Raw genomic sequence first — 12,373 nt, forward strand, 5'->3', positions numbered from 1 at the left:
TCGAGTCAATTTGCAAGGAATTGCCGATTGCACCATCAACGTATTATTCTCATAAACAGATACAAAGAGAGCCTGAGCGACTGTCTAACCGCAAAAAGCGTGATGCTGAGCTGATGATACTCATTCGCGAAGTGTGGGAGGATAATATGTCAGTTTATGGTGCAAGAAAAGTATGGAAGCAGCTACAGCTTGACGACCATCAAGTCGCCCGCTGTACAGTCGAACGATTGATGCGAGTTATGGGAATTCAAGGTGTTCGTCGGGGTAAAGCACATAAGACAACGATACCTGACGAGCAACAAGATAAGCCACTGGATTTAGTTAATCGTCAATTTACTGCTGAGCAGCCAAATCAACTTTGGGTAGCTGACATCACCTATGTTGCCACATGGAGTGGGTTTGTTTATGTCGCTTTCGTGATAGATGTTTTTTCACGATACATTGTAGGTTGGCGTGTATCAACGACAATGCACACAGAACTTATTCTTGATGCGTTAGAGCAAGCTATTTGGCATCGTGGCAATCCCGAGGGGTTAATTCACCACAGCGACAGAGGGAGTCAATATCTGTCTATACGATACACTGAGCGACTTGCTGAAGCTGGAATTCAAGCGTCTGTAGGCAGTGTGGGTGACTCTTATGACAATGCATTGGCTGAAACAATAAATGGATTATTTAAAACAGAGATTATTCGCAGAAATGGCCCGTGGAAGAATGTTGATGCTGTTGAATACGCAACGTTAGAGTGGGTTAATTGGTTTAATAATCAACGCCTATTATCTTCAATTGGGTATATTTCACCAGCTCAATATGAAACAGACTACTATGATAATTTAAACGAGTCAGGTAAAGTGGCCTGACTTAAACAAACTGGTCTCCGATGAACTCGGGGCGATTCAAACCAGTTTTCAATATGACTTTTGCTGCATAAAGTGTAACTTTGTCTTTAATTGTGAGTAAGGTCTCAGAAAGCCCTTTTTCTATGTAATATGCTAATTCTACTACTTCTCTATATGAGTAGAGCTTATCTTGATTCTGAGAGAGTTGCTCTTGATGTTGTGCAGTTAATTCGGTGTTGACCGGAAAGCTTTTAATAGTATCTAGACCATAAAACGATAGTAATTTGTCGATAGCGCTCTGATATTGATTACCAACAAAAACCGACAAATCGCCTTGTTTTGATTTTAGTTGAATTGCCTCTCTTATAGCCTTTAGTATCTCACAGTTATTTTCAACAAAAGCATGAACCCCATGATTGGCAATAAGCTTCATTTGTTCATCTGTTAATGATGATGCATTTTCTTTCAATGCTCTAGCCATACTACCTATGTAACCTTTGAGAGTGACGATGCCTATGCTCTCGCCATCAATTCGCTTTGTAAAAACTTTATGGTATTCGACTAGGTTTTGATAAAATTTATAGGCATTGTCATATACCCACTCATGCTTCTGCCATTCGGTAGTGTCACTTTCTTTAAGGTAATAGCCCAATGAGTAGGGTAATAAACTTTCCTTTGCGATTTTTTCACCCGTAACAAAGTGGTAAAGGTCCAATGCAGCGTTTAGTAGCAGTAAAAACTGCTGGTTATTTTGAGTTTCTTCTTGGTAATGCTTATAAAGGTATTTAAATCCCTGAAGGCCATTTTCTGCAAACCCTTGAATTCCACGCTCACTAAGCAGCTTAATTATTGGTGATGCTACGCTACCAGCACTATTCAACCACCTTGGAAATGATAAAGTTGAGGATCTAACTCTTGTTGTATTAGCTTCCGAAGCGCTTGCTATCTGATTTTTCAAAAAAGCATCAACTTCATTGCCAAATTTGGATGATATGCTTTGTGCATACCCTATCACTTCGGCTTCAGTTTTAAATTGATTGACTCTAGCTTTACCCCACACATCGGGTAGTATAAATTTTAAAAAAGTACGGAAGTTGTGATTGCATATAAATGATGAAACGAATTCCCTATCCTTTAATGTTGCCAATAATGGCAGTTTGACGCGTTCAGTATTCTTAAAAGTATCATGTAGACAAATATTTATAATAGCAGTCGCAGTTTTGAGGATGTTGTCTCTAATAGAAGAATCTTTGAGGCTTAATTCTGGAAGGACGAGATAGTCCAGATATTTTTTTAGTAATTTACGAGTCTCTTTTACTTGATGGAATTCAAGTTCGAATAATTTAGTTATGTCGATTGAAGTAGCCCCATTTACTAGCCTAAAAGGAGCGTTGATAGCGTTATCATAAAAATGAAACTTAGCTATGTTTTCTAAAGCTTCTTCTATACGAGTAGCATAACTAGGTAGCTTGACATCATTTATTTCATTAATGCAAAAGTATTCCAGTTCTTGCCAAATTTCAAAGTCTGATAGAGCATTTAATCCCGAAGTTTGAATTGATGTCGCAGTATCTGCACTAACCTTATTAAGGGCTAGAGGAAGAATGTGCTGTAAACTGACACAAGCATTCCGCAAGCGACTCATTGAAATAGCAGTGTCGTCACCTGTGCTAATATTGCTTTCTTTGTCATATGCCCTGTTAAATAAAACGTCTAACTGTTCGGCTAGAACAATTGAATGAGGTTTAAATCTAGCAGGAATACGATTGGACTTCCGCGTTTTAACTTGCTGTAGCATCTTCAGCCTCACGCATAAGCAATTCGTTAACATCACCGTAGATATCTTTTACCCACTCTGACATCGCTCCGTATGCATCCACTGATACACTTTTGGCAAAGTCGATGTAACGTTTGGTTGTTTTAAAGCTTTCGTGACTCATCAAAGTCATTAGTGTTTGTCGGATGGAACTTTCTGATTCACCTTTGTCAATTAGGTATTTAGCGACATAAGTAGCAAAGGTAGCGCGTAAGTCATGGAATGTGCGTAATAGTATTTCTAATCCCTGCTTCCTTTGTTCTTTTCTAACTATGGAAATAGTATTCCCCGGTGTATCTTCGCTTATCCGCGATCCTGAACTATTCATAAACAAAGGAAGCGGATGTTCGCTATTGTCCATACCATGATTAGTCTCATGTTTGGTACGTCGCTTCATATTTTGAATTGTCAAAGTGTGATTGTACAAAAGCTTCATTAGAACTCGCGCTATTGTTAATCTCACTGGCTTATGTCCTTTTCGTACAATGTTCAATTTTGGAATACGTTTCTCGTTTTCTTTTTCATCAGGGTTAAAGAGGTCTTTCTGGTCGATGGCCGAAATTTCAAAAGATCGAAGTCCACCTAACAAGGCACACTGCAAATAAAGTTTATAAGTCTCTTTTTGAGCTGTATTCGTCTCCAGTAACTGTTTAAGTTCTTTTGGAGAATATGGTTGTAGACCTTTGTCTGGTGAGTCTTCTTTTTGTTTCAATGTATTTGGAATGCTCAAATTACTGACCCATTTCCATAAGCCCCCAGAACGATTGTTGCTGGTAGGTAATTGAAACAACGAACTGACACCTGATTTAGCTTTCGATTTAATACGTACCTGTTTGTATTCAAGTGAGAAGGGGAGGCTATCTATAGCTCCGCGCTTATGGCTCCATATATAGAATGCTTTAACAGCTCTAATTCGTTCTTGAGCGCTGTTAAAGCTTATGCGTTTAGACTTATCTTTGGTTTCGACTCTTTCACATAAATGTTTGTGATATCTCCACACAGGTAACCTAGAAATATCATCATCTACAGATTGTTTTGAAAGTGGTGCAGCTATTACTTCAAAATAGGATGCATCATCTTTATCCAACCAATCTAAGAAAGCTTTTAAGTGCTTAGCTATACTGCGAACAGACTTAACATCTAATGGCTTTCCCGGTTGGCTGGCATGATAAGCGTCACTAAAAGCCTCATTGTCTATTTGATTCTTTTTGAGACTGAAATGACCTTCAAAGCGGTGCATTAAAAATAAGTTCATTTCTTGGCATTCGGTGAAGCGAGTCGGGTGATATAGCACTGGAAAATTAGGTTCTATTTTATCGTGCCTATATGAGTGAGTTCTGATGCCTTTTTCAGTCTTAATAGGTTGCCCTGATTTATCGAGGTGAAAAGACATTCCTTTTCCAAAGTTGACTGATGTTTTAATTATTTTAGTTTTTGTTGTATTTCGAAGTATCATTTTCGTTCACCTTTGATTCTTAGCTAGAGTATGTGTGTAAAAACTTTTTTGTTCAAGTTTATTGAGGGTATGATAGTATTATATCAATTCGGGGGTGATTTTAGATGAAAGCCAAAACTTAACAGCGTCTCAGCTCAAAACCATTATTACCCGCTGCGGTGAAGGAACTAAACTCATTTGTACCGGAAATTTAGCTCAAATAGACAGTAATTACTTAACCGCAGTTACCTCAGGGCTTACTTATATTGTAGAGCGATTTAAGCATTTTGAAGGCGGTGCTACTGTTAATCTTAATGGTGTGGTAAGAAGCCGACTAGCGTCGTTTGCCGAGGAGAATTTATAACTTGCGCTTAACACCTTGGCTCGATAGTCTACTGTTTGATTTTTGAGCCAATAATTGGGCGAGTCGTTGAATTTTTTACCGTTAAAACATTATCACCGCTCTGTTTTTGTGGCGTTAGCACTGCCTTTATTAGTGGCTTCTTTTTTGTGTTTGCATTTTTATAATATAAAAATGGAACGCGCAATAACAAAAAAGACCACTGATTTTAATGCATTATCGGCGCAGCTTGATCATGATATGCAAGCAATGAGTGATTTGCTTGATGAAATGTTTGTTATGTATAACAAGCAAACTTTTCTTGTAGAAAATCATAGTCTCACAGCAAACATTAACCAATATGAGCATTACTACTATCGCCAATTTGACCATTTAAACGGTGAAATTGTAGGTAAAGGTCAGTTTAGTTCTTCTGAGTCGGCACTGTTACAGTGGCAGCAGGTAATATCGCTTGCACCCTCTTTTAATACCACCTTAGCGCTGCTTTCATCTGTGCATTCTGTTGCGTATGTTGATGAACGTGGGTTTGCATACTTAACTCGGCGCGACAATACACAAAATAATATATTTACCCCGCTATTGAATGGCGACTTTAAACCCTTACCGTCAGCAGCCAAATTGGCTTCGAGTGCAGTCATTAATCTAGGTAATAAAGCATATTTTGCGATTGGGCGTCAGCGTGAGCGAAATTCTTCTGATTATATTATTTTAATTTATGACTTGCAGGCCATCTCTGGCTGGTTAAACAAAATCACCTCTAAGCAAGGTGAGTATGTTTTTATTAATCAAGCAAATCAAATTATTGCCAGTTCACAGCAGTCAATTAACCAAGCAATAAATTTTTCGACATACTGGCCTCAAATTAATACGCGCTCACCAAAGCGTACGACCCTGTCTGAACCGCTTTTTTTAATTCAACCCTCAGATCAGACCCCGATTCATTTAGGGTTTCTTGCTGATGAGCAAACACTGACCAGCAGCCTTGTGCAAGAAGTCGTGTTGGAGTTTATTTCATTAGCGTTATTTTTATGTTTGATGTTTTATGTCTTTTTTTGGTTAAGCAAGCGTATATTTATCAGACCTATGACAGAGCTAATGCGTTACTTAGAGCATCATAACGATGACAACTCGGGATATTTAAATTACAAAATACCATTAAATTGGCAGCCTTGGTTTGCTAGGGTGAAAGCTATTTTTGCGAAAAATGATCGTTTAGTTATTTCATTGCAAAATGCTAATAAAAAGTTAGATGAGCAGGTGCAGCTCAAATCTGAAAAATTAAAACATAGCGACCAAACAAAAGAGCGGCATTTAGCTCTGCTAAATACAGTACTTAACAGCGTGCCTGACTTTATATATTTTAAAAATACAGACGGCACCTTTTTAGGTTGTAATAAAGCATTTGAGCAGTTTATAGGTAAGAGCCAAAGCGAACTTATTGGTCAACAGGTCCACAGTGTTAGTCACAACTACGAGCAAATTAAGCTGCTGGAACAGCAAGCATTACAGCATAAAATGCAAATTCAGCAGCGTATAGACGTTGCTAAGCAAACTTATCAGTTAACGATTGCTCCGTTTTATGATGAACAGCGCCAATTGCTAGGCACAATGGGAATTGGTCGCGATATTACTGCGCAGCAACATACTCTATATGCATTAAAAGAGTCGGAATCTAAATTTAGAAGTGCCATTGAATTTGCTGCTAATGGGGTGTTTTTACTTTCACTTGAATACGCTATTTTACAGGTTAATAAAGCTGCGCGAAAACTGTTTACCAAACATCATCAATTAACAGATACCCCGTTTGATACACTATTTAGTGACACGCAGTGGCAAGAACTCGAAGCCTTACTGCAGCAACTACTGCACAACAAAAAACAGGTGTTTCATTTAACTTTTGCGCACACTCAATTAAATGCTTGGTTGCAGTTGAGTATGTCATTAATTTGGAATGAGAATGCTCAGCCGCTATATTATGTTATTCATATTCAAGATGTTACTGAGCTGACTAAAGCCAAAGATGATGCAGAGCGAGCCACTTTGGCTAAAAGTCGCTTTATTGCTAATTTAAGCCACGAAATACGTACTCCCCTCAATGCCATACTTGGGTTACTAGATATGTTAGCAGAGCATGGATTAACGCAGCGACAATTGCAACAGACCAGCCAAGCGACGTATGCAGCCAATAATTTATTACAAATGCTAAATAGTATGCTTGATTTTGCGCGTGTTGAAAGTAATGAAGCAACGCTGCAATTAGCGCCATTATGCCTAGTTGATTTGATTGATACCTGCGAAAGCTTAATTTTGCCTTTATGCCAAGCTAAACAGATACAGCTACAAATTGATATCGATCCACATATTTCCCCCTTTTTAGTTGGCGACACCATTCGTTTGCAACAAGTGTTGGGTAACTTATTAACCAATGCCGTTAAATTTACTCCTGCAGGCAACGTGACATTAAAAATGCAGTTACAGCCAAGTAGCCGTGATGAGTTACAGCGTATCTGTTTTGGAGTTATAGATACTGGTGAGGGAATTGCTCAAGCCGATCAGCGCCGTTTATTTGATGCCTTCACCCAAGGCGATGAATCATCCACTCGTCAACATCAAGGGGTGGGTTTAGGGCTGGCGATTGTAAAACACAGTGTGGCATTAATGGGCGGGGAGATTTCACTTAATAGCGATAAAGGACAAGGTTGCCACTTTTACTTCACGCTCGATTTAGCGACCGATACTAGCAAGCTTGGCTGTGATGAAAATAAGTTATTAGTTATTACTAGCGCTAAAAGTACGTTACTTAATCAAGTAATTAAAGCGCATCCTGTTATTAATAACCAAGCGCTTAATAGGGCAATCGCTGAACCAGAATGTTTGCTGCAAGCGCACACAATAATCATTGATGCGTGTGAGCTGTCGGCCTTTTTAACACCAAAAATAAAAACAACACTGCGCACAGCTACTATTTCAGTTGTTGTAATTGCGAATAATCAAGACGAACAGCCACCAATAAATGACTCTTTTATTACCCAGTTCTTACCCTCAAGCGCACTTGCACAGCGATTACTTAATTTAAGCTCGCAAAAAATAACGAAGGTAATTGAAAATAAAGCGCAAAAACCGCGTGATAAAGTCGCAGGGATATTAGTATTAGCGATAGACGATAATCCATTGAACCTTGATATTATTAGCAGTATTTTGAGTCAAGCCGGAGTAAATATTGTTACGACCAATGACCCGCAAAAAGGGATTGAATTGGTGAGTGTATTACGCCCCGACTTAGTTTTAATGGATATTCAAATGCCCAATATTGATGGCTATCAAGCGACTGAGATAATACGCCAACAGTTTGACGCTCAGCAATTACCTATTTTTGCATTAACTGCGCATAGTGAACCAGCCGACATTGAGCGTTCACTCAATGGTGGGATGAATAAACATTTAACTAAGCCTGTGGTTGCGCCAGTTTTATTTACAGCAATGGCTAGTCTTGGTATCACAGCGCCTCGTTTTTTTGATAAAGCCTTTGCTTTGTCTCAGTTTGACGATGATCACTCTGTACTGCACAGTATGTTGGACAAGTTAGCGACATTAAGTGAGTCATATTCAGCTGAGCTTCAAAACAACAACCCTAGTATTGAAATGGTACGCTTAGTGCATAGTTTGAAAGGAATAGCAGGAAATTTAGGTTTTAACCGATTATTATTGTGTGCTCAACACACTGAGCAGGTATTAAAAGCGGGCGGCGAGCACGCCGCAGCTGCAATTAAAGAATTAATAATACAGTTAGAGCAAGTGCAAATTTATATAAAAAGTTTAGATGTAAGCAATGATAAATAAAGCAAAAATATTAATCGTAGATGACGATGCGCTTAACCGAATCATTTTAGAAAAAACCTTAAGTGATGAGCATGAGATTTACTTAGTGACAAGTGGTGAAGAGGCGTTGGCATTTGTTAAGCACACACAAGTAGATTTAATTATTTTAGACATCATGATGCCTGGCATGAATGGTTACGACGTGCTGGTGGAACTTAAAGAAAGCAGTTTAAGCCATGCCATCCCCATTATTTTTATCTCAGCGAATAGCTCCCATGAAGACGAAGCAAAAGGCTTAGAGTTAGGCGCAATGGATTACATTGTTAAGCCATTTTGTGCCTCAATTGTTAAAGTGCGTGTGCGCAACCAATTACTCATTAAGCAAAAAAACGATTTATTAGAAATGCTTGCGTCTATTGACGGTTTAACAGAAATACCGAACAGACGTTATTTAGATGAAAATTTAGAGCGAGAGTGGCGAAGAAGTAAGCGTAATAACTCTTCCATGTGTGTATTGCTTATCGATATTGACCATTTTAAGCGCTATAACGACTATTACGGTCATCGTGCTGGCGATGAGTGTTTAAAAACAGTGGCGCAAACGTTAGCTGCGCAATGTGAGCGCGGCAGTGATTTTGTTGCCCGCTATGGTGGCGAAGAGTTTGTAGCCGTATTACCAGAAACCAATCAGCAAGGCGCGATTGCATTTGCTAATAAGTTACGTGAAGCCATTAATGATTTGAATATAGAACACAACGCATCGTTAAATGCTTCACACATTACTATTAGCATTGGTATTGCCTCAAGTGAGAGCAGTCAAGCATACACAGAGAAGGCATTGCTAGAAGAGGCTGACTCAGGTTTATATAATGCTAAAAAGTCAGGGCGCAATGCGATTGAATTGGCGCCCATAGGAACATATGAGCGTTTAGTTTGTCAGCATTGATAGTGCTGAGCTGCCAATACCCACTAATTTGTCATTTTTAAATACTAATGGTGTGCATTCATCCTTGGTCATTTTTCCATCTGAATGAATGCTGTGTGTTGCGTAAAACAAGACTTGGTAAACATCATCCTGTTTTTTTAATAATTCAGTGAAGTTAGGTGTTTTTAGTTGGTTTAATACCGACTGATACGAGCTATCCATTGCCAAGCCTGAAATGATTTCACGATTGTTTTTATGTGTTGCCTGCCAACTTGAAGAGCTATTACCTGCCCAATGACCCTCTGCTTCGCCATCTGATACAGCGATTACACAACCCGTTAAAAAAGGAGCGGTAAGTGCAGCGATTAAAAGTGTTTTTTTCATTTTTTATTACCCTAGATGATTAATTAAGATTAATACAGCAAAGACTAAGCCAGTTTTTAAATCTTTAAAAATCAATGGGTTGATTTTGTTGTGCGTGGTGGGTTAGTGGCTTTTTTAAAATATAAATCTAAAAAGCCACTTTTTAGTAATTTTGACTAAGTTACTTTTACGGCATTAAACCAAGCGGTTACGAGTCTCTTGTTGACTAAATGCTGCAATATTTAAACTCACTTCTTTTACCAAACGCACGATAGATTCAGTGCTCGCCCACGCGATATGCGGAGTAAGTAGTAAGTTATCACCGGTATAATTAGCCAAAGGGTTAGTCAGCTCAGCGGGCTCTTTGGTAAGCACATCAACGCCCGCACCGGCAATAATATTGGCTTTTAATGCTTCAACTAAGTCAGCTTCATTGATAATCCCACCGCGTGCGGTATTAATAATTAGCGCAGTTGGTTTCATCATCTTTAATTCATTAAGCGTAATTAAGTCGCGCGTTTCATCATTAAGTGGACAGTGAACGCTAATAATATCCGCTGTTTTTATTGCTGTTTCAAACGGGGTGCGTCCGTTGCGACACGCTGCGCCTTTGCGCTCTGCAATAATCACATTGGCGCCAAACGCTTCAGCTACTTTAGATACTGCATTACCTAAAGTGCCACCACCAATAATGGCTAATGTTTTGCCCTGAAGGTCATTAAAGCTGTAATCCAGTCGGCAAAACATCTCACTTTTTTGCCATGCGCCTTGCTGACAATCTGCTTGATAGCGGTGAGTATTACCTAATAAGTTAGTGATCAACGAAAAGGTATGCTGAACAACAGAAGGGGTTGAATAACCGGCAACATTAGTAACTGCTATGCCTAAGTCTTTCGCGGCATTTAAATCAACATTATTAGTACCCGTTGCACTAACACAAATGAGTTTCAACGATTTTAATTGCGTCATTGTGTCACGATTAATTACCACTTTGTTAGTGATTAAAACCTCTGCATTTTGGCTATGCGCTAATACTTGCTCAGGGCTAGTTAGCTGATGTACGGTGAGATCTCCAAGTGCTGAAATACCATCAAGTGAGGTGTTTGCCAGTGTTGCGTTATCAAGAATTGTTATTTTCACGGTGTGTCCTAATAAGTGTATGTGTTAGAGAGGGAGTAGCCTCTGTAAGCAGATAAAAAGATCATCATTTGATTGAATGTTATGGATTTATTTAGACTTAGCTTATTGTGTTCACATTAGCAGGTGTAAAGCCATATTTAAATGTGGTCTGCCCACTGAGGGTTAACTTGCATGTTATTATGATCAACTGCCTTGCTAAGTTAACTTGAACAAAGTGCTATTAGTAAGGTCTATCCATTTGAATTAATAATTAATAGCTATAGTTTATACACATGAGCAGTTAATCTGACAATGATGCTCAGTACTAAACTATAACGCTATGAAAACTCAGTAAATCGAACTTTAGTATTGCTAGTTTCGTATTTTTGCTTGAGTTATAATCAAAATCAGACATAACGGGGCGTTTTCGCGCGCCGTTTTTAACTTTGTAGATGCAGTAAATGATTGAATTAGAAGATAAGTACGCAGATATAAGACCTTACAATGACGATGAAGTTGCCGCCTCATTAACGCGATTAATTAACGATAATGCGTTTCTTGATGTGATAGCAAAGTATAATTTGCCACGCTTTATATCCGCAGTTGGGTTTTTAGCACGCGCTATAATAAAACATCAGTTGCGTAAAAAGTGGGGCAAAGTTAAAACAGTTGAAGATGTACAAAACGAAGTTGCGCATTATTTAAATAAATTAGTAAAGCGCACCACATCAAACGTTACCTTTTCGGGCTTAGAGGCGTTAGACCCTAATCAAGCCTATCTTTTTGTTTCAAACCACAGAGACATTGTACTTGACCCTGCATTGGTTAATTGGGGCCTTTATCAGCATAAAATGAAAACAGTGAGAATTGCGATTGGTGATAACTTACTGCAAATTCCTTACATTACTGAGCTTATGCGTTTAAATAAAAGCTTCATTGTAAAACGCTCAGCCAAAGCGCCAAAAGAGATGTTAAAAGCGCTGACTCAGTTATCGGCTTACATTTATGACTCACTCAGCAGTGGGCATTCTATTTGGATTGCTCAAAAAGAAGGCCGTGCCAAAGATGGCGTAGATCAAACCGATCCCGCTCTGTTAAAAAATGCTGCAACTAAATGGACGTAAACAAAAGAAAGAATTTGGCGAATACATTAAAGAGCTAAAAGTAGTGCCTGTTGCAATCTCTTATCAATACGAGCCATGTGCAATAGCCAAGGCAAAAGAGCTCTACCATAAACAGCATCATGGTAAATATGTGAAATCAGCGGGTGAAGATATTGCCAGCATTGTTGAAGGCTTTAGTTCAGCCAAAGGGCATGTGCACTTATCCTTTGGTCAACCAATTACATCGCATTGCGACAGTGCCGATGAATTGGCAAAAACCATTGATAAACAAATAATTGATTCTTTTTACTTACACCCAGGCAACTACATTGCGGGTGGTTGTACTGAAGCGGTAATAAATAAAAATGATGCAGCACAGTTTGCAGAGCGATTGGCAAAGGTACCAGAAGAATTAAGACCTCTGGTATTAGCGATGTACGCCAAACCGTATCACAGAAAAACACAAGTAGATGAACAAAGCTGTGAACATTAATTAACAGCTAAGATAAAAGCAGCAATTAATTTGCTGCTTTTTTTTGCACAAAAATAGCGCTATACTCAAGCTATGCTTTTATATACCGGAGGGTTTTATT

The 12,373-nt window shown here is 38.7% G+C and carries 7 protein-coding genes and 2 pseudogenes; 5 read left to right on the top strand and 4 right to left on the bottom strand.

Translation table 11 applies throughout. The features are described 5' to 3' along the window. The coding region (locus tag P20439_RS17240) for an IS3 family transposase (RefSeq protein WP_036934619.1) at positions 1–860 on the top strand (860 nt) is incomplete at its 5' end. Position 861: 1 nt separating this feature from the next. Here P20439_RS17240 and P20439_RS17245 read toward each other — a convergent pair. Together P20439_RS17245 and P20439_RS17250 are read right to left on the bottom strand one after the other, a co-directional pair. Further along, a complete protein-coding gene (locus tag P20439_RS17245; protein ID WP_008468698.1) occupies positions 862–2,637 on the bottom strand; it encodes a hypothetical protein in 1,776 nt (591 codons plus the stop codon). Beyond that, positions 2,621–4,111: a site-specific integrase gene (locus P20439_RS17250; RefSeq protein WP_008113382.1), complete on the bottom strand. Its 1,491-nt coding sequence runs from the start codon at positions 4,109–4,111 to the stop codon at positions 2,621–2,623. Before P20439_RS17250 ends, P20439_RS17245 begins: the two co-directional genes overlap by 17 nt. Before the next feature lie 85 nt (positions 4,112–4,196). On the opposite strand from P20439_RS17250, the pseudogene P20439_RS17255 reads away from it, so the two are divergent. From P20439_RS17255 to P20439_RS17265, 3 genes and pseudogenes are all read left to right on the top strand, one after another. Then, positions 4,197–4,454, top strand: a pseudogene (locus P20439_RS17255) (PhoH family protein); the annotation flags it as partial. A gap of 66 nt (positions 4,455–4,520) precedes the next feature. Further along, positions 4,521–8,291, top strand: coding sequence for a PAS domain-containing hybrid sensor histidine kinase/response regulator (locus P20439_RS17260; protein ID WP_036934624.1), 3,771 nt, complete (start codon positions 4,521–4,523; stop codon positions 8,289–8,291). Further along, a complete protein-coding gene (locus tag P20439_RS17265) occupies positions 8,281–9,216 on the top strand; it encodes a diguanylate cyclase (RefSeq protein WP_008468703.1) in 936 nt (311 codons plus the stop codon). Before P20439_RS17260 ends, P20439_RS17265 begins: the two co-directional genes overlap by 11 nt. Here P20439_RS17265 and P20439_RS17270 read toward each other — a convergent pair. Both P20439_RS17270 and P20439_RS17275 read right to left on the bottom strand, forming a co-directional pair. Then, complete coding sequence (locus P20439_RS17270; RefSeq protein WP_008113368.1) at positions 9,199–9,579, bottom strand: DUF3192 domain-containing protein; 381 nt, start codon at positions 9,577–9,579, stop codon at positions 9,199–9,201. The genes P20439_RS17265 and P20439_RS17270 overlap by 18 nt on opposite strands. A 174-nt stretch (positions 9,580–9,753) precedes the next feature. Further along, positions 9,754–10,698 (bottom strand): D-2-hydroxyacid dehydrogenase, encoded by a 945-nt coding sequence (locus P20439_RS17275; protein WP_008468705.1) that lies wholly within the window; start codon positions 10,696–10,698, stop codon positions 9,754–9,756. Positions 10,699–11,138: 440 nt separating this feature from the next. Between P20439_RS17275 and P20439_RS17280 the strand changes: the two are divergent. After that, positions 11,139–12,273, top strand: a pseudogene (locus tag P20439_RS17280) (1-acyl-sn-glycerol-3-phosphate acyltransferase). Positions 12,274–12,373: the final 100 nt, after the last annotated feature.

Origin of the sequence: Pseudoalteromonas sp. BSi20439 (assembly GCF_000241165.1) — a bacterium.
GTDB lineage: Bacteria > Pseudomonadota > Gammaproteobacteria > Enterobacterales > Alteromonadaceae > Pseudoalteromonas.

Bases quoted from the DNA above. Each gene is read 5' to 3' on its own strand.
- P20439_RS17250 (WP_008113382.1), bottom strand. From the start codon at position 4,111: ATGATACTTCGAAATACAACAAAAACTAAAATAATTAAAACATCAGTC.
- P20439_RS17270 (WP_008113368.1), bottom strand. From the start codon at position 9,579: ATGAAAAAAACACTTTTAATCGCTGCACTTACCGCTCCTTTTTTAACG.
- P20439_RS17265 (WP_008468703.1), top strand. From the start codon at position 8,281: ATGATAAATAAAGCAAAAATATTAATCGTAGATGACGATGCGCTTAAC.
- P20439_RS17245 (WP_008468698.1), bottom strand. From the start codon at position 2,637: ATGCTACAGCAAGTTAAAACGCGGAAGTCCAATCGTATTCCTGCTAGA.